The sequence below is a fragment of the Capnocytophaga gingivalis ATCC 33624 genome (genome assembly GCF_000174755.1).
Classification (GTDB): domain Bacteria; phylum Bacteroidota; class Bacteroidia; order Flavobacteriales; family Flavobacteriaceae; genus Capnocytophaga; species Capnocytophaga gingivalis.
The window spans coordinates 90507-108712 of sequence record NZ_ACLQ01000023.1 but is presented as its reverse complement, the minus strand read 5'-3'; the positions used below and the strand labels follow the sequence as shown (position 1 = coordinate 108712).

General features: G+C 42.2%; 15 protein-coding genes. 8 read left to right on the top strand and 7 right to left on the bottom strand.

Annotated features, from left to right (window positions below; translation table 11 throughout):
• Positions 1 to 19 precede the first annotated feature (19 nt).
• Complete coding sequence (gene hemB, locus CAPGI0001_RS09580; protein ID WP_002669315.1) at positions 20 to 1006, bottom strand: porphobilinogen synthase; 987 nt, start codon at positions 1004 to 1006, stop codon at positions 20 to 22.
• A 271-nt stretch (positions 1007 to 1277) separates the two neighbouring features.
• On the opposite strand from hemB, the gene CAPGI0001_RS09575 reads away from it, so the two are divergent.
• From CAPGI0001_RS09575 to CAPGI0001_RS09545, 6 genes are all read left to right on the top strand, one after another.
• The gene (locus tag CAPGI0001_RS09575; protein ID WP_002669303.1) at positions 1278 to 1964 is read left to right on the top strand and encodes an outer membrane beta-barrel protein; all 687 of its coding nucleotides are present in this window, start codon (positions 1278 to 1280) and stop codon (positions 1962 to 1964) included.
• 62 nt (positions 1965 to 2026) lie between these two features.
• On the top strand, positions 2027 to 2407 hold the full coding sequence (mscL, locus tag CAPGI0001_RS09570; protein ID WP_002669282.1) for a large conductance mechanosensitive channel protein MscL: 381 nt from the start codon (positions 2027 to 2029) through the stop codon (positions 2405 to 2407).
• A 658-nt stretch (positions 2408 to 3065) separates the two neighbouring features.
• Positions 3066 to 4511, top strand: a complete 1446-nt coding sequence (locus CAPGI0001_RS09565; RefSeq protein WP_002669293.1) for an RNA-binding domain-containing protein — start codon at positions 3066 to 3068, stop codon at positions 4509 to 4511.
• Between the two features lie 275 nt (positions 4512 to 4786).
• Positions 4787 to 6151: a hypothetical protein gene (locus tag CAPGI0001_RS09560; RefSeq protein WP_002669286.1), complete on the top strand. Its 1365-nt coding sequence runs from the start codon at positions 4787 to 4789 to the stop codon at positions 6149 to 6151.
• Positions 6152 to 6453: 302 nt separating this feature from the next.
• Positions 6454 to 9705, top strand: coding sequence for a hypothetical protein (locus CAPGI0001_RS09550; protein WP_002669278.1), 3252 nt, complete (start codon positions 6454 to 6456; stop codon positions 9703 to 9705).
• Between the two features lie 4 nt (positions 9706 to 9709).
• Entirely contained in the window at positions 9710 to 10387 is a 678-nt protein-coding gene (locus CAPGI0001_RS09545) for an SIR2 family NAD-dependent protein deacylase (protein ID WP_002669232.1), read from the top strand.
• Here CAPGI0001_RS09545 and hemE read toward each other — a convergent pair.
• The gene (gene hemE / locus CAPGI0001_RS09540) at positions 10374 to 11402 is read right to left on the bottom strand and encodes a uroporphyrinogen decarboxylase (protein ID WP_002669197.1); all 1029 of its coding nucleotides are present in this window, start codon (positions 11400 to 11402) and stop codon (positions 10374 to 10376) included. The two genes, CAPGI0001_RS09545 and hemE, sit on opposite strands and share 14 nt — an antisense overlap.
• A 3-nt stretch (positions 11403 to 11405) precedes the next feature.
• Entirely contained in the window at positions 11406 to 12074 is a 669-nt protein-coding gene (locus CAPGI0001_RS09535) for a uroporphyrinogen-III synthase (protein WP_002669183.1), read from the bottom strand.
• A gap of 180 nt (positions 12075 to 12254) precedes the next feature.
• On the opposite strand from CAPGI0001_RS09535, the gene CAPGI0001_RS09530 reads away from it, so the two are divergent.
• A complete protein-coding gene (locus CAPGI0001_RS09530) occupies positions 12255 to 12893 on the top strand; it encodes a C40 family peptidase (protein WP_002669209.1) in 639 nt (212 codons plus the stop codon).
• 293 nt (positions 12894 to 13186) lie between these two features.
• Positions 13187 to 14458 (top strand): serine--tRNA ligase, encoded by a 1272-nt coding sequence (serS, locus tag CAPGI0001_RS09525; RefSeq protein ID WP_002669193.1) that lies wholly within the window; start codon positions 13187 to 13189, stop codon positions 14456 to 14458.
• A gap of 139 nt (positions 14459 to 14597) precedes the next feature.
• Here the strand turns inward: serS and gpmA are convergent, their stop codons facing one another.
• From gpmA to CAPGI0001_RS09505, 4 genes are all read right to left on the bottom strand, one after another.
• Positions 14598 to 15344: a 2,3-diphosphoglycerate-dependent phosphoglycerate mutase gene (gene gpmA, locus CAPGI0001_RS09520; protein WP_002669230.1), complete on the bottom strand. Its 747-nt coding sequence runs from the start codon at positions 15342 to 15344 to the stop codon at positions 14598 to 14600.
• Positions 15345 to 15434: 90 nt separating this feature from the next.
• The gene (locus CAPGI0001_RS09515; protein WP_002669165.1) at positions 15435 to 16217 is read right to left on the bottom strand and encodes an ABC transporter permease; all 783 of its coding nucleotides are present in this window, start codon (positions 16215 to 16217) and stop codon (positions 15435 to 15437) included.
• Positions 16210 to 16920 (bottom strand): ABC transporter ATP-binding protein, encoded by a 711-nt coding sequence (locus tag CAPGI0001_RS09510; protein WP_002669335.1) that lies wholly within the window; start codon positions 16918 to 16920, stop codon positions 16210 to 16212. Before CAPGI0001_RS09510 ends, CAPGI0001_RS09515 begins: the two co-directional genes overlap by 8 nt.
• Before the next feature lie 27 nt (positions 16921 to 16947).
• Positions 16948 to 18198 carry a nitrous oxide reductase family maturation protein NosD gene (locus tag CAPGI0001_RS09505; protein WP_002669169.1) on the bottom strand — a complete coding sequence of 417 codons (1251 nt, stop codon included), beginning with the start codon at positions 18196 to 18198 and terminating at the stop codon, positions 16948 to 16950.
• Between the last annotated feature and the right edge of the window lie 8 nt (positions 18199 to 18206).

The following is an 18206-nucleotide window of genomic DNA, read 5'->3' as shown; positions in this document are numbered from 1 at the left end:
AGTAGAATGAAAAAGAAATCTATAACAATTTGACAACATCCTTGGCAAAGTAGGAGGCGATAAGGTCGGCTCCCGCACGCTTGATAGCGTATATCTGTTCAAGCATGATAGCATCATGGTCTAACCATCCGTTTTGGGCAGCGGCTTTGATCATGGCATATTCTCCAGATACTTGGTATACGGATACAGGTACATTCACAGCATTCTTCACCTCGCGTACTACGTCCAAATATACGATACCAGGTTTTACCATTACCATATCAGCACCTTCTTCCACATCCATAATCACTTCCTTGATTGCTTCTAAGCGGTTGGCATAGTCCATCTGGTAGGTTTTCTTATCCTTAGGGATATCCTGCTCATCTACAGGAGCGCTATCCAAGGCATCTCGGAAAGGACCATAGAGAGCAGAAGCATATTTGGCAGAATAAGCCATGATACCTGCGTTGGTATAATTGTATTTGTCTAAGAAAAGACGGATTTGCTCTATACGCCCATCCATCATATCGCTGGGAGCTACCCAGTCAGCCCCTGCTCTTACATGCGAAAGGCTCATTTGTGCCAATATCGATACGGTAGTATCGTTCTCTACCACCCCATTTTTGATAATACCATCATGTCCGTAGATGGAATAAGGGTCAAGTGCGACATCAGTCATCACCAGCATATCAGGAGTCGCCTCTTTGACAGTCTTGATGGCTCGTTGCATAAGTCCATCAGGGTTGATTGCTTCTGTTCCTTCGTTGTCCTTAAGGTGATCTGGTACTTTGACAAAGAGCAATACGCTCTTGATCCCCAAGCTCCAGAGTTCTTTCACCTCTTGGGCTAAGTAGTCCAAGCTATAGCGATAATAATTAGGCATGGAAGGAATCTCCGCCCTGATACCAAGCCCCTCTACTACAAAAAGAGGCACAATAAAATCATTGGGTGTTATGGTTGTTTCCCTTACTAAGGCTCGTATAGTTTCATTTACACGAAGCCTACGGTTTCTTCTGAGTATATTCACTTTTATAAAGGATTAATTTTTCACTGCTTACTGCTCACCGTTCACTGTCCCTCACAACAGCATAGGACGATTTGCAAATTGCTCCTACAACAGGACGCAAAAGCCCTCATGCCAATATAGGGAAACCTCTCTTCACTCTTCACCACATACCCAGCTGTGGGCACTCGCTGGCTACACTCTTCACTCTTTACTCGCGCAAAGGTACGTTTTTTTTTGTTAAAAAAGAAATTATATTTGTTAGATTTTGTACTTTTGCTTCAAATTTTTTTTCATGAGGAATTATATACTATGGATAAGCCTGTTCTTGGGAATGGTTAGCTACGGACAATCGGATTCTTTAGCCTTGGACAACAAGTACTTAGAAGACCAATTCCACATAGGGATCAGTTATGATTGGGTGGTTTCCAGACCATCAGGGGTGAGGCAACACAGCTTCTCGCGAAGTCTCTTTGGGGGCTATCAGCGAGACATTCCTCTGAATAAGCAGCGCAATATAGGTTTTGCCGCAGGGGTCAGTTACAGCTATGACCTTCTGTATCTGAACATACAAGCCAAGGAGATCGGGGGGCAGATGTCCTATGAGATCATCTCTATCAGCGATAAAAAAGTAGAAGATTCTTACTACGAACAGCATTCGATAGGCTTTCCTATTGAGTTCCGCTGGCGTACCTCCACACCCTATTCCCATAAGTTCTGGAGGATATATACAGGGGTGAAGCCTACCTATACCTTTGCCTCACGCTACAAATTCTCAGGTAGTGAAGGGAGCTATAGCCTTTCCGACCCCAACCTTAAGGGATATATGGATGCAAAACTCTATATAGCTGTCGGGCATAATACTTGGAATGTGTATCTACAATATGCACTTCGCCCCCTATTCAAGGGCGAAAATTCACAAAATGGGCAAAATTTGCAAAGTAATATCCTAAAAATAGGGCTTATTTTTTATATTTTATAATTTTTCTTTGTCAATTCAAATAAAACATTTATTTTTGCCCCCAAAATATAATAGATTTTGTTATGGGATTTTTAAAAGAATTCAAAGAATTTGCTGTAAAAGGCAATGTAGTTGATTTGGCCATCGGGGTAATCATCGGGGGTGCTTTTGGAGCGATTGTCTCTTCCTTAGTTGCCGATGTGATTACACCACTACTACTTACTCCTGCTTTCAAGGCTACAGGTGCTGAAAACCTACAAGACCTTGTATGGAATGGGGTAGCGTATGGAAAATTTTTAGCTGCCGTGATTAATTTCTTGTGTGTAGCTTTCGTATTGTTTATGTTGGTTAAAGGAATCAATAAGTTCAAAAAGAAAGAAGAACCAGCTCCTGAAGCTCCAGCAGGACCTACTCAAGAAGAACTTTTGACTGAGATCCGTGACCTACTGAAGAAAAACAACTAATTTTTTTTCTTATTATCAAACTTAAGAAGTTAATATGATAAAATTGCCCTCCCTCCAAAGGAGGGTAATTTTTTTATATATAATTATAGCTAAGTCTGAGAAAAATTAGTATTTTTGCAGACTATTATCACAGAATTTGTTTATGACTCATTATCCTAAAATCACAGCAAATAGTTATATTATTTCATTGGGAAATACAAGTGCACGCTTGAGTGATCCCCTGTGCTATTGTACAAGTGCTCTCTTATGAATTGGGTAAGGGTCAAGGATACTATAGCATACTCAGCTAAATGGTTAAGCGATACCACCTTACTCTTTTTATAAAACCAAGAATGTAATTTTTTATTTGATGGTCATTTGACAGAACAGACCTTTTAAAAATTAAATCATTGATATTCAATGAGTTTTTATTTGATGGTCATTTGATAGAAAAGCCCTTTTTAAAAATAAAACATTGATAATCAATAACTTTTTATTTGATGGTCATTTGATAGAAAAGCCCTTTTAAAAATTAAAACATTGATAATCAATGAGTTTTTATTTGATGGTCATTTGATAGAAAAGCCCTTTTGAAAATTAAAACATTGATAATCAATAACTTTTTATTTGATGGTTATTTGATAGGATGGAAGGAATGTAAAAATGAAAAAATGAAAAGATGGAAAAAGAACACTTAATAGAATTGGTAAATCAATTGGTACAACAGCCACACGAAAGTGAGTGGTTAGAATTTAAACTCAATTTCCATTCTGTGGAAGAGATCGGCGAGCGCATTTCAGCCTTGTCCAATGGGGCTTGTATCCATAATCAGCTTTATGGATATTTAGTTTTTGGAGTAGAAGACCAGACACATACTATAAAAGGCACTTCTTTTAAAGCAAAAACGTACAAGAAAGGAAACGAAGATTTAGAACATTGGCTACTTACTCGTCTCAGTCCAAGAATCGATTTTTCCATTTATGAATTTGACTATCAGAAAGGGGTACACATCTCTATTTTTATAATTCCTGCTGCTAAAAATCAACCTATTGAGTTTTTACATCAGTCATATATCCGTGTAGGAAGTATTACTCGGAGACTAAATGATTTTCCTCAAAAACAAGCTAAAATATGGAATAATAAAGAAATCCCTTTTGAAAAGGAAATAGCGAAAGATAACCTTTTGGCTTCTGAAATCATTCAGTACTTAAGTACACAAACCTATTTTGATTTGATGAAAATTCCATACCCCACCAACCAACAAGGGGTAATCGAAAAATTTATTGAAGAAGGTTTTATAATCAAAAACAAACAATATGCTATTACAAAATTGGGTGCTATTTTGCTAGCAAAACAGCTAAAAGACTTTGACGGTTTAGAGAGAAAAGCCTTGCGAATCATTGTTTATAAAGGTAAAAATAAAATAGAAACCCAACGAGAACATATAGAAACTCAAGGATATGCTGTCGAACTAAAGACACTGATAGAATGGATAAATAGTCAATTGCCAGCCAATGAAGAAATTGGTAAAATATTGCGAGAAGATAAGCGAATGTATCCTGAAATAGCTATCAGAGAGCTCGTAACTAATGCCGTCATACATCAAGATTTTTCTGAAAAAGGGTTTCCAATGGTAGAAATTTTTAAAGATAGGATAGAGATTTCAAATCCAGGTACCCCTTTGGTTACTCCCGAGCGATTTATTGATGCGTACTTGTCAAGAAATGAAAAATTGGCCGACCTGATGCGAAGAATGGGATTTTGTGAGGAAAAAGGTAGTGGATTAGACAAAGTTATTTTCTATAACGAACTTTATCAACTTCCTCCCATTAATGTTACAATTGTAGAGAATAGGACAAAAGTTGTAATGTATAGTTATAAAACACTCAATGATTTAGATAAAAAGGAAAAAATTCAGGCTTGTTATCAACATGCTTGCTTGAAATACGTCTCAAATGAAAAAATGTCTAACCAAAGTCTAAGAGAACGTTTTGAAATAGATGATAAAAATGCCGCTACTGCCTCTCGTATTATCAGAGATGCCTTGGACGAAAAAGCCATCAAGGAAGATGACCCTGAAAATAAATCAAGAAAATTTAAATATTATATCCCTTTTTGGGCATAATTTTTATTTGATGGTCATTTGATAGAAAAGCCCTTTTAAAAATTAAGCCACTGATAATCAATTAGTTTTTATTTGATGGTCATTTGATAGAAAAGCCCTTTTTAAAAATAAAACATTGATAATCAATAACTTTTATTTGATGGTCATTTCATAGAAAAGTCCTTTTAAAAACAAGAACCCTTGATAACCAATAAGTTTTTATTTGATAGATGTAAAAAGGTTTTTGTCCATTTTTTTTACTATTTTTGCTTCATGGTATCTCTAATTGATTAAATATGAAAAAAACTACCATTCTTTTTGTACTGCTTTGTTTCTCAATCTGTTGGGGACAAAGAAAGGTTGTGCTGGATGATGTTCAAAGAATAATCAACCAACGAATTGATGATGCTAAGCTAAAGGCTACTACTAATCTTTTCTTTTCCAATTATACAACCGCTAAGCCTATCAGCCGCGCTGAATTAATGGAAAGCAAGGTGGGTATCTGTATAGATGTACTCCCACAGAAGAATAGCCTTGTATATTATCCAGCGAAGTTCGATGTTAATTATGCAACTTTTGACACCAATGTCTTTAGTATAGAAGACAACAAGGACAAAGAAGCCCAAAAGAAGTATATTCAGTGGTTCCAAAAAGGAGAAAGAAGCAAAATACAAAAGTCTACTTACTTTGACCATGTCAAGTATCAGTATTTGAACCAAAAAACTGAAAAAACAACTATCTATACCGACGATATTTTTATCCGAAATAAGCGTTATGCCACTTTCCTTAGAAGCCAAGGAGATTATATCTATGGCTTGGCTGTGGACAACAAGCATGATGGTAATTTCGAAGATGCTATTCTCAAATTGTATATCTTTGATAAAAAGCTCCTTTCAGAAAAGGACTTGATAGAAATTAATGACAAGAGAAAAGAAGCATTAAGTGCTACAAGAGACGACTATTCTCTCTATCATGAAAAACGTATCAACGAGTTAATTACCCTCTTGGAAAAGCTCTTTGAAACCTTTCCCTCTTATAAGAATGACCCCAAACTTGTAGCTGCTTATGAGAAACTGAAAGAACAAGAGCCTTTAGACAAGGGAAGTCTTTGGCTTGCAAAGGATATACTCCCTTATCTGGCTGATTTGAAGATAGAAGAGTCTCAAGGTAGAATGCTACTATATAATTTGCAGAACATAGCACACTTAGCAGCACACTCATTGGCTGACATCTACTATGGGAATAAAGAATATGACAAGGCAGAAAAATATTTTCTAAAAGCCTTATATGAGGCACCTTACGAGCAAACAAGCGCCACCACTGTAAAAAAAGACAACGAACGCATATTCTTTGACCTGATAAGTATTTACCAAGGGACAACAGACAAAACAAATAAGATTATTGCCTACTCATTCCCTCTATTAGTATCCTTTTACTATCAGAAAGAGAGTAATGAACTACTCATTGCCTATATTCCTGAAGGCAAGAAAGCGCGTGTCGCTTTCAAGGGAGAAGTAGATAAAGCCTTGCACTCAGCCATTACAACTGATAATGGCGATATAGAAATAGTTTTCAAAGGAGAGAAAGTACGCTTTTGGTATTATGGGATAAAACAATTTGTAGAGGGAGTTAAAGGTAGTGATTTTTATAAAAAGTTGTGATTTTCTCATTTTATTCACTATCTTTGCTCCATAGTTTTTTAGAAGCCAATGCTTTATAGTCAATCAGAAATGGTTCGTGAACTGTAGGGGCGAATTGCAATTCGCCCTCTTATAGGAAGCGATTCGTCCTTTCTGAATTGTGATTCGTCCTTTCAGAATTGCAATTCGCCCTCTTATAGGAAGCAATTCGCCCTTTAAAATAAGCAAATTAAATTAGTTATCTTATCTATAGGCTAAATATGTTTGATTATAACTTGGCATACTGATGAAGACTTACCAGAAATGATGGAAGAACATTTGTGATGAAAAAACTTTTACTATTTTTTTTAGTTTTTGTATCTTTGGCCTGCCAAAGAGCTACTCCTGTGGCAAGCCTTGCGGTATATTATTGGCGCACCTCTCTCTCCCTGACTCCTGAGCAGGAGGGCTTTCTCACCGAGCAAAGGATTACAAAGCTCTATGTACGCTACTGCGATGTAGGCCTCAGGGGTGGGGAAGCAGTCCCTATTGCTCCTATCGAGATGGATAGTCTGGCACTGGTGGGCAAGCAAGTTGTCCCGGTGATATACCTCAAGAATGAGGTGTTCCTGGACAAACAAACGGATTCTAAGGCACTCGCCGCCAAGGTGGGTAAGTATATAGAACAGATTAATAATAGTTATCATCTCACCGTAGCGGAGGTACAGTTCGATTGTGATTGGTCACTCTCAAGCAAGGAGCGTTATTTCGCTTTCTTGGAGCACTTCAGGGGGCTATACCCATATCACCTCTCGGCAACCATTCGCCTGCATCAGGTGAAGTATCAGGATACTACGGGCGTCCCTCCTGTGGAGAGAGGAGTACTCATGTACTATAATATGGGCAAGATTACCGCTACGGGGAGCAATTCTATCTATGACCGAGAGGTGGCCAAGCGTTATTTGCCTTCGCTCAGGAGCTATCCTTTGCCTTTGGATCTTGCCTTGCCGCTCTTTAGCTGGGGCGTACACTCCATAGCGGGCGATGTCAATGCGCTCATCGGAGGACTTACCTCTGCCCAGATGGATACCCTCAAGGGGGTGGAGCGCATGGGGGAGACTTCCTCCTATCTGGTAACCCACCAAACCAACTACCTCGGTAGGCTCTGGCAAAAGGGGGATGTGGTCAAGGTAGAAGAAATCACCCCTGAAAACCTCAGAGAGATGAAGGCTGACTTGATCAAATATATGAAACAACCCCCCAAAGAGATTATTTTGTACGATTTGAATAAAAACATTACTACTTATGAAAAAAACTTTTTGAAGACTTGCGTTAAACTATCCGTGCTCGCGGGTATAGGCTACGGGGCCTATCTCTATGCCTGTGCAGGAGAAGGCTTGGGGGATTATTACAACTCGGTTTTCTCTCCCGAGATAGCCGTGGGCAATACCTCTTATAAAGCCTTATTCCTCAGCGAAGACTCTTTTTTCTATGGAGGTTATATAGATATAGATGAAAAGAAAAGTGAACAACTCACCGCTGATGCCAAAGAGTGGCGTACTTATTTGGCTCAGGCAAAACAGCCTAATGCCGAGAGCTGGCTCTCTCTCTTCTTCAATCCTAAGACCAAGCTTCAGGACGCACAAAAAGCACTTCACCGTATCGAGCAGAAGGAATATCCCAAAAAAACGCAAAACTTCGTAGACTTCCTACGCATAGCTGTGGGCAACGAGGGGGCTACCAATATGCCTTATGACCCTTGGAATTATGAAAATCGTAAGGTGGAAAAGGTACAACAGCTACAGATACAAAAGGCAGACAACCTCTATGCTTCGGCTCAGAAGGATAAGGATGCTTTCTTTGCCAATCGTATGTGGTTCCAAGCCCTGCGCCTACGCTTCTACTCCTATGACCGAAGTGCGGTGATTGCCTATTTCGAGCAGACACACCGCGACCAACCTAAGAATGCGCTCTACTACCGTGCGCTGCACTATGTAGCAGGGGCTTATATCGCTCAGAAGAATTATCGCAAAGCCAATGCGCTTTTAGCTACTCTCTTCCATGAGGTGCCAGCACTAAGGCAAACGGTTACTTATGAATATCATCCTCTCACGGATAATGAAGTTGGTACCATTGCTCAAGAGTTGCCACCCTCTCAGGCTGCCGCGCTTTGGGCTATGCAAGGCTATTATCGCAATGAGAAAGAGGCTATTGAGCATATTCTTGCCTTAGAGCCTCGCTCACCGTATGTGGATTTCCTTCTTACTCGCTATATCAATAGAATAGAGATTAAAACCAATACTTATGATGACAAGTGGGTGATTATGGCTTCCTATAAGGGATACCGCTCTTATACTCATAGGGTGGTGACCAAGGATTTCGATACCCAATGGGTGTTGCAAACAGCACAAAAAGAAACACTTGCCAACCCTTACCTCTGGCATATTGCTGCGGGCTACCTCTCTATGTTTCGCAACGATTTCCAAGGTGCTGCTTCCTTTTTGAAAAAAGCAAAAGCAGAGGCCAAAAACACCGCTATGCAAGACCAAGTACGCCTCTTGGAGACTCTCAATGAGGTAAGTAGCCTTGAACAAATCTCCAAAGAAGCGGAGGACAAGCTCCTGAAGGATATCCAATGGCTCTGGACTCATAAAAAGAATGAGGATATGCGCTATAACTATGCTTTCTCTTTTGTAAGAGCCTATCTCTCACGCTTGTACAAAGACACTAATAATACACTTATGAGGGAGCTTACCTCGCCAGAACAGGGCTTTTACAAAAATACACAACACTCACTGGACATGGAACAATTCTTGCTCAAAAATAACAAAACACCTTGGGAAAAGTTCTGGGCAGAGTATTATACCTATACCTTGGGTGATATCTATGAGAGTAGGGCTATCTATGCTTTCTATGAGGATAATATCTCTAAAGCAATAGCCGAACTCAAGAAGGTACCTTTCCAAGAGGAAAACGTATATAATGAAGTGACACGAAGGATGGAAAAGAAAAAAATAAAGCTCAGTGACTATATATTGCCCGCCAATCCTTTCAATGGATTTATCAAGGACTGTAATGATTGCCAACATGCCATGCCACAAAAGGTGAAATACTCTAAGCTCTCTTTCTTAGAAAAAGTAAAAGAAATGCAGGGGAAAATCACCAAAGGAGAGGATGTATATAACAATGCCCTTCTGATAGGGAATGCTTTCTATAATGCTTCTTATTTTGGAAGTATTCGCGCTTTTTATCATAATAGAATTATAGGCGAATATGGTTTAGGCATCGACCCAGAGAATCAAGAAGTACTCCTTGGTATGGGAAATGCTAAAAAGTATTACCTCTTGGCTCAAAAGCATGCCACTACCGATGAACAAAGGGCTAAAATGGCTTACCTACTTGCCAAAATAGAGCGCAATGAGTTCTATATAGAGGCGTATTTTAGCAAGCCTGATAATTATGGTGGGGCATGGGCTGATGATGTCCTTGTCAAGGATTGGAAGGGCTTTCAGGAACTGAGAAACAAGTACAGACACACCCAGTATTACAAAGAGGTGATTCGCGAGTGTGGCTATTTTAGAAAAACAATCAAATAAACAAATGCAAAAATTAGTTGTACTTACCGGAGCGGGTATTTCTGCCGAAAGTGGTATTAGTACTTTTCGTGATTCGGGAGGTCTTTGGGAGGGGCACGATGTCAATCAGGTAGCTACTCCCGAAGGCTTTGCCGCAGATCCTGCCTTAGTGCTGGACTTCTACAACCAGCGCCGCCGCCAGCTCTCTCAGGTGGAACCCAATGAGGCACATCGCCTTTTGGCACATCTGGAAAAACGCTATGAAGTAGTGATTATCACTCAGAATGTGGACGACCTACACGAGCGTGCAGGAAGTCATAATATCATTCACCTCCATGGCGAATTGCTCAAAAGTCGCGGGGTGGATAACCCCAATGTTACCTATCCATGTACAGGGGATATTCATGTAGGAGACAAAAGTCCTACTGGAGCACAATTGCGCCCCCATATCGTATGGTTTGGCGAGGAAGTGCCTATGTTGGAGAAAGCTATAGCCCAAGTCTATTCAGCAGATATACTGATGATTATAGGGACTTCTCTACAGGTGTATCCTGCGGCAAGCCTTATAGACTATGTCAAGGAGGGTACCCCTATCTTCTACATAGACCCAAACCCCTCACTACACAGCAAGGGGGATCTTACGGTCATTGCACAGAAAGCCTCCACCGGAGTGGCCAAGGCTATCGAGCTTATGACTCCTTAAAACTCTTGACAGCCTCTACAAAAGCACGGGCATGCTCCACGGGTACTTCTGGGAGGATACCATGTCCTAAGTTGGCTATATAGTGTTCTTTGCCAAAGGCGCGAATCATCTGTTGGGTTTTCTCCTTAATTTGGGTGATAGGTGCCAAGAGCCATGCAGGGTCTAAGTTGCCTTGTAGGACTTTCTTGCCACCGGTGAGCTTGCGTGCCATCTCGGGCGAGCAGGTCCAGTCTACCCCAAGAGCTGCTGCCTTGCTCTGGCTCATCTCTTCTAGGGCATACCAACAGCCTTTGGCAAAGACAATCACGGGGACTTCCTCAGAGAGCGCCTCCACGATCTGGCGGGTATAGGGCCAGGAGTACTTCTGATAGTCTTCTGCAGAGAGCACCCCTCCCCAGCTATCGAAGAGTTGTAGGGCATCCACTCCAGCTTTTACCTTTTCTCTTAGGTAAGCGATGGTCGTATCAGTGATTTTCTGTAGGAACTCAGCTGTCCACTCTGGGTAGGAGAATGCGAATGACTTAGCTGTATCAAAGTTCTTAGACCCTTTTCCTTCTACTGCATAGCAAAAAATAGTCCATGGTGCTCCTGCAAAGCCTATCAAGGGTACTTCCCCTGCCAAGCGCTCCTTGGTAAGGCGGATTCCCTCCATCACATAGCCTAATGCCTCGGATACCTCGGGTATCTGCACGCGCTCTATATCCGCTTTGGTACGGATGGGGTGCGGTAGGTAGGGACCTACTTGTTCTTTCATCTCGATATGTATCCCCATCGCTTGGGGTACCACCAGAATATCACTGAAGAGGATAGCCGCATCCACCCCTACGATATCTACCGGTTGAGTGGTAATCTCGGCAACCAGCTCAGGGGTACGGCAGCGGGTGAAGAAGTCATATTTGGTGCGTAAGGCTCTGAATTCAGGTAGGTAACGCCCCGCTTGGCGCATCATCCACACGGCAGGACGCTCGGTTTTCTCTCCTTGGAGAATCCTTAGGAAAAGGTCATTTTTTATCATAAATTACGTTTGTCTATTGTTGAATATCTCTCGGCATCGCTCCATCATTCCCTCCAAGGTAGGCGACTGCGCGATATAGCTGCTAACACCTTCAGGGAGGGCACTTTGTGTCGTACTTCCTATACAGAAAATTTTTTCCTCAGCAAAGCTATTTGCCGCAAGAAAGCTCCTCACTGCCGAGGGACTGAAAAAGAGCAGCCCATCGTAGTGCTTGGATAACTTCTTAGGTGTCAGCTCTGTAGTGTAAGTAAGGCATTCATGGCAAGGGATTCCCCTCTTAGCAAGTACTTTAGGCAGGGTCTCCATACGGCTCTCCCCACAGAAGAAGACAAAGGAATAGCTGGCGTACTGTTCCACTAAGTAGTTGGCCAGCTGCTGAGCATAGCCAAAAGAAGCTATCACCTCCCAGCCTGCACTCTCGAGGCGCTCTCGGGTCTTGGCTCCTACACAGAAAGCCCTATGCGGAGCAAGCGCTTTAGCTGCCGGATGTTTCTGCAGTGCCTCCAATGCATTCCCACTGGTGAAGATAGCAAAATCTGCTTGAGGAAAAGCCTCTATAGTCTCTGATAGCTGTACTCTGATAAGCGGAAGAGACTCCACCTGAAAGCCTAAGGCAGCAAAAGCCTCTACTTCTTGGGGCAAAAGGAGCTTGGTACTTAGAAGGCGAATCATCTGTTTTTAGGTGCAAAAATAATGAAAAATTGTGAATAATATACGTAACTGGATTGTTTTTAACAATTTGAAAATTGAAAACTTATCTTTTTTTCAACAATAAGAAAAAAATAAGAAAAGAAAGGTACAAGTAATCAATTAATTCCGTAACTTTGCAGGTGCTTTTCAAAATATGGATCTATGAAAAAAATACTACCTATTCTACTTTTTTTTGCAGGCACAGCGTATCACCAAGAAGTGCAAGCGCAGAACCGTCCTTCGAAACCTTTGGTGGACAATCCTACCTACCTAGAGGGAAAGAATGATATGCTCATAGCAGCGACAGACTTCGGAAATATCTCCCGCTATGAGAATGCAGTGATAGACGAGTCCATGCCGATCAGCCGCCGAGGAGAACTCTTGGTAAAGCCCGACTTAGAGGCTATGGGTGCTGAAGAGAGGGTAGTAGCCCTTATCGATGCCGCTTATTCGTATATAGGAACCCCCTATAAGTGGTCAGGCACTACCCGCGAGGGAATGGATTGTTCGGGCTTTGTAAGCACCGCCTTTAGCTCCATCAATGTTCCCCTGAGCCGCTCTTCTACTGAGATGTCTACCCAAGGTGTGGATATTCCCCTAAGCCAAGCTCAGGTCGGCGATTTGCTTTTTTTTAAGACTACTCGCAAGCGCAACCGCATCAGCCATGTAGGTATTGTCGTAGGTACTGGCGACGAGGTCAAGTTCATACACGCTTCCACTTCCCAAGGCATTACCGTCTCCAGCCTCTCTGAGAACTATTGGCAGAAAGCTTATGCCAAAACCAGTAGAGTACTTAAGTAATCCGATAAACACAGATGCAATAAATACAGACGCAATTTATTGCGTCTCTACCATAACGTAGAGACGCAATTTTTGTCTCCACTAGCTACATTTTTCACTTTTTCCTCTCTAATCCCCCACTTCTCTAATATTTTTAAAATAATATTCGGAAAAATAAAAAAATAGTAGTATCTTTGTACTTCATATACTGACACCTTGTGAGGGGGGTGACCTCCTGAGAGGAAAATAGAAAAATCCCCAAAGGGTCTAAAGTGTTTTGTAAGATATAACTAACTTAAAATCAATGACATACTATGTTGCAAATCAGTTACATAAGAGAGAATAAAGAGAAGGTTCTCACAGGACTTAAGAAAAGAAATTTTGGTGAATTAGAGCTTGTAGAGCAAGCTATTGCTTTGGATGAAAAACGCCGTGCGCTCCAGACAGAGCTTGACGAGGCGCTCTCCAAGAGCAATAAGCTCTCCAAGGAAATAGGCGCGCTGATGAAGGAAGGGAAAAAGGAAGAAGCCGAAGCTGCCAAAGAACAAACTGCTCAGTATAAGGAGCTTACCAAGCGTCTCAATGCAGAACTTGATGAGACGGCTACCTCCCTTACTCAGGTGCTTTACCGTATCCCCAATATCCCCAACGAGATTGTTCCTGAAGGAAAATCAGCAGAGGACAACCTCAATGTGTTCCAAGCAGGAGAGATTCCCGCCCTCTACGAAGGGGCACTCCCTCACTGGGAATTAGCCAAAAAATATGATATTATCGACTTCGAACTCGGGGTGAAGCTCACTGGAGCGGGATTCCCTGTATACAAGGGTAAGGGAGCAAAACTGCAAAGAGCCTTGATTTCTTACTTCTTGGACAAGAATACCGCCGCGGGTTACCAAGAGTTTCAAGTACCTCATATGGTCAATGAGGATTCTGGCTATGGTACCGGACAGCTCCCTGACAAGGAAGGACAGATGTACCATGTACAGCTCGATAACCTCTACCTGATTCCTACTGCCGAGGTGCCTGTAACGAATATCTTCCGCGATGTGATTCTCTCCGAAGCAGATTTCCCTATCTGTTGTACCGCTTATACGCCTTGTTTCCGTCGCGAAGCAGGTAGCTATGGGGCTCATGTAAGAGGGCTAAACCGCTTGCACCAGTTTGACAAAGTAGAGATTGTCCGTATAGAACATCCCGACCGTTCCTACCAAGCACTCACCCAGATGGTAGAGCATGTCAAGGGTATTCTCAACGAACTGAAACTCCCTTATCGTATCCTACGCCTCTGTGGGGGTGATTTGGGCTTTACCTCAGCTATTACTTATGACTTCGAGGTATACTCTACCGCTCAGGAGAAATGGCTCGAAATAAGCTCTGTTTCCAATTTTGAGACCTTCCAAGCCAACCGACTCAAGCTCCGCTTCCGCAATAGCGAAGGCAAAACACAGCTTGTCCATACCCTCAATGGTAGCTCCTTGGCATTGCCTCGTGTCTTGGCAGGTATCTTGGAAAACTACCAAACCCCAGAGGGTATCCTCATCCCTGAGGTATTGCGCAAGTATACAGGATTCGATATCATTAATTAATGATTAATGGTCAATGATTAATGAATAATATTACTAAAAGCCGCATAAGGAAATCTCCTTATGCGGCTTTTTTAGGTAATAGGTAAAGTAGCGTGAACAAGTATGAGGAACAGCCTGCTCACTCTTCACTCTTCACTTTTCACTGTTTCTTCCCTTGATTAGCTACGCTATTGATAGCGGCAGCGATGGCCTCTTGGTCGCCTAAGTAGTAGTGCTTGATAGGCTTTAGGTCGGCATCGAGTTCGTATACCAATGGCACCCCAGTAGGGATATTGAGTTTTAGGATTTCTTCCTCAGAGAGGCTGTCCAAGTATTGTACTAAGGAGCGCAAGCTATTACCATGGGCGGCAATGATTACACTTTTTCCTTGCTTGATTGCAGGAGCGATATCGCTGAACCAAAGGGGGAGCATGCGATCGTAACAGTCCTTGAGGCTCTCTCCACCTGTCTTCTCAGCATCGGTGAGTGTGTCATAGCGGCGGTCATGAGAGGGGTGACGCTCGTCGCTTTTCTCCAACAAAGGAGGTTGTACATCGTAGGAGCGTCTCCAGAGGAGCACCTGATCCTCGCCATATTTGGCAGCTGTCTCAGCCTTGTTAAGTCCTTGTAGTGCACCATAGCTTTTCTCGTTCAGGCGCCAGCTCTTGTAGGTAGGTACCCATAGCTCGCCCATCACCTCTAGGGCATTGTTCAGTGTCTTGATAGCTCGCTTGAGGACAGAGGTATAAGCCACATCAAAGCGGAATCCCTCTTCCTTGAGTACACGACCAGCCTCACGGGCTTCTTGTACTCCTTGCTCAGTGAGGTCTACATCTTGCCATCCAGTGAATAGATTGAGCTTGTTCCATTCACTCTGTCCATGACGTAAAAGAACTACTTTATACATAATTTAGAATATTAGGGTTGTAGAAATTACAGGGTTATAGAATTATAGAAATTACAGGGTTAATCATTAAACATTAATCATTGATCATTATTAAAAGTCTTTTCTCTTAATCTTTCTTAGGATCAAGAAGATAATGGCTATCACCCATAAGCTTAGGGAGCCTAAGGAAGCAGCAATACCGGTGGTCGAACCAAAGAATGACTTAAAGAAAGCACTGGTATAACCCATCAGCGCCGAAATATCCAATTTCAGTAGGATAAGGATACGTGATAGGTCTATTGGATTGGCTAAAATCATCGCAAGGGAGAATGAGTCCAAAGGATATTGGCGGAATACCATAAAGCATATTAGGAAGATACCATCGAAGATTACCGCCATGAAAAGCCATATAAAAATAGCCAAACTAAAGCCCTTGATCTTGTTCTCATGATAGAGCCCAATAAGGTAGGAAATTCCTACAAAAATAAAGCTAAGAAAAACCCCTGTGACAATCAGCATCAGAAAGTTGAATATTTCCGAAGATAGGAATAATCCGTATAGCAGAAAAGGTACCCCCAGCCCGATAACAAGGCTTAAGGAAAGTGATAGTGAAATCCCCAAGTACTGCCCTAAGAAAATATGCTTCCTCGGTATCGGTTGGGCTAAGAGTAGCTCAATGAACTCACGAGCATTGTAATAATACATTACCCCGAAGATGGTGGAAATCAACGGAATAAGAACAATAATTACATTCATCAGGGTAATGACCGATTTGGATATATCATGGTTCAGGAATAGGAGTATACTACTTAGGACCAGGTAGAACCCAAAGTAGAAATATGTCCAACTGCTGCGGATAAGGTCAAAAAAAGTATATCGGATAATCTTAAGCATATTTTTCGTTTTTTAGGAGTTCGGCAATGGCTTCTTGGAAATTGTCCTTTTGGGTGGTAGCTAAGAGTTCCTGAGGGGTTCCTCTAAAGTAGATATTCCCTTCTAAGATAAAGAGAATCTCATCGGAGAGTTCCTCTAAGAAGCTAAGGATGTGGGAGGTGATTAGGATAGTTTTTCCCTTCTCTTTCTCGCGAAGGATGAGCTTTTTTAGTGCTAAAACGGCGATAGGGTCAAGTCCTGAGGTAGGCTCGTCCAAGACCAGTACAGGCACATCGACCATGAAGGTCAAGACTAAGTTCACCTTCTGCTTGGTTCCTCCAGAGAGGTTCCCCAAGGACTTATTCAGATGCTTCTGTAGGCCAAAGAGCTCGATGAGTTCTTGGTCATTGCAAGGCACCTTCTTGATGTTCTTGATCATGGAGATAAGCTCTTTCACCTTGAGGTTACTGGGGAAGTTGGCTATCTGAGGGAGGTAAGAGATCTGCTCCCTATAAGCCCATTGTCCTTTGATGGACTTCCCATTGAAAAGGATATCCCCTTTGGTAGGCACCACCATGCCTAAGAAACTCTTCATGGAGGTTGTCTTCCCAGAGCCATTAGGGCCTAAGATGGCGATAATCCCCCCATCCTTGATGGTAAAGTTCACGCCCTTGAGCACTTCCAACTTGCCGTATTTCTTATGTATATCTTTGAATTCTATCATAGATGTATTAGGGTAATTAGTTGATTATTAGTTTTTCTTTTTAGAAAAAGGATTCATACGAGGGGTCTCATCGACCAGGTTCTCAGGAGTAAAGGCAGGTGCTACTTTCTCTGAAAAGTTCATGATGTCGATAAAAAGACTCCTTAAGAGTACAATACTCTCTGGGGTACGGTTGCTGATATAGGAGAAGAGCTTCACTGGGCGGTAGGGGACATCGCCGATACCGTCTTTGTTCAGGTCATAACCAGTGTAGTCACTCCAATAATTATCATAGAACTTGTTGTCATTCACATTGTTATCATAAGCCACATCGAAGGTGTTGTTCAGGAAATTATTATCCCAGAAATCGTTCTGATAGCACCCTCCTCGGATACGGATCCCCCAACCATTCTCACTGAAGATATTTTCGTTGTACTTCATACGGGTACAGTTCTCCCCATTGATACCGATGGTGTTGCGGTAGAAGGTATTGCCTGTGAGTTCGGAATCGTACAGCTCCTTAAGCAACAGCCCATAGGAGGCCGGTCCCCAGTTGTCTTGGAAAGTATTCCCAGTCATTTTTACTCGCTTGGAGAACATCACTGCGGCACCTGCACCATTTCGGGCAAACTTGTTTTTGTGGTACTCGTTGTCATCCGAGAACATAAAGTGTAGTCCATAGCGTAGGTTTCCCTCAGCATAGTTTCCCTCTATATAGCACTTGGAGGAGAATTGTATATAGATTCCGTCACGGCAGTTTTTGGCTTTGTTCTTGAGGATTTTTACATCCTTGCAGCTCCATAGGTGGATGGCATTGCCGGAGTTATACTGTTCTTTGGCATTGGATGAAATGTCATTGCCTCGTACAATCCCATCGCGTCCCTTTCTCAGGAGCACCCCGAAACATACCTGCTCCATGACATTGTCTTCTATGAGAAATTCTTTGGACTTGTCCAAAAGGATTGCGGCTTGCTCTTCAGTGGCTTTGAAGGCAACATTGGCAAAGCGAAATCCCTTGACCGTCACCCTATCGGCACGGATCTTGAGGATACTGCCCTTGAACTGACCATTGATTACAGGTCTGTCTTTGCCAATGAGGGTTAGGGGTTTGTCTATCAATAGGTTACTTTCTCCATAGACACCCTTTTGCACAATGACTGTGTCATTTTCCTTGGCTTGGGCAAGCCCTTGGGCAATAGTGCGTATGGGGCACTGAGGGCATACAGTTATAGTCTGTGTCTGGGCAAAAGTACCCAAACATCCTAAAAATAGAAAGGGTATAAGTAGTTTTTTAAGCATAAAAAAGG

Coding starts and splice junctions, on each gene's coding strand:
- CAPGI0001_RS09575 (WP_002669303.1), top strand. CDS start 1,278: ATGAGGAATTATATACTATGGATAAGCCTGTTCTTGGGAATGGTTAGC.
- mscL (WP_002669282.1), top strand. CDS start 2,027: ATGGGATTTTTAAAAGAATTCAAAGAATTTGCTGTAAAAGGCAATGTA.
- CAPGI0001_RS09565 (WP_002669293.1), top strand. CDS start 3,066: ATGGAAAAAGAACACTTAATAGAATTGGTAAATCAATTGGTACAACAG.
- CAPGI0001_RS09560 (WP_002669286.1), top strand. CDS start 4,787: ATGAAAAAAACTACCATTCTTTTTGTACTGCTTTGTTTCTCAATCTGT.
- CAPGI0001_RS09550 (WP_002669278.1), top strand. CDS start 6,454: ATGAAAAAACTTTTACTATTTTTTTTAGTTTTTGTATCTTTGGCCTGC.
- CAPGI0001_RS09545 (WP_002669232.1), top strand. CDS start 9,710: ATGCAAAAATTAGTTGTACTTACCGGAGCGGGTATTTCTGCCGAAAGT.
- hemE (WP_002669197.1), bottom strand. CDS start 11,402: ATGATAAAAAATGACCTTTTCCTAAGGATTCTCCAAGGAGAGAAAACC.
- CAPGI0001_RS09535 (WP_002669183.1), bottom strand. CDS start 12,074: ATGATTCGCCTTCTAAGTACCAAGCTCCTTTTGCCCCAAGAAGTAGAG.
- CAPGI0001_RS09530 (WP_002669209.1), top strand. CDS start 12,255: ATGAAAAAAATACTACCTATTCTACTTTTTTTTGCAGGCACAGCGTAT.
- serS (WP_002669193.1), top strand. CDS start 13,187: ATGTTGCAAATCAGTTACATAAGAGAGAATAAAGAGAAGGTTCTCACA.
- gpmA (WP_002669230.1), bottom strand. CDS start 15,344: ATGTATAAAGTAGTTCTTTTACGTCATGGACAGAGTGAATGGAACAAG.
- CAPGI0001_RS09515 (WP_002669165.1), bottom strand. CDS start 16,217: ATGCTTAAGATTATCCGATATACTTTTTTTGACCTTATCCGCAGCAGT.
- CAPGI0001_RS09510 (WP_002669335.1), bottom strand. CDS start 16,920: ATGATAGAATTCAAAGATATACATAAGAAATACGGCAAGTTGGAAGTG.
- CAPGI0001_RS09505 (WP_002669169.1), bottom strand. CDS start 18,198: ATGCTTAAAAAACTACTTATACCCTTTCTATTTTTAGGATGTTTGGGT.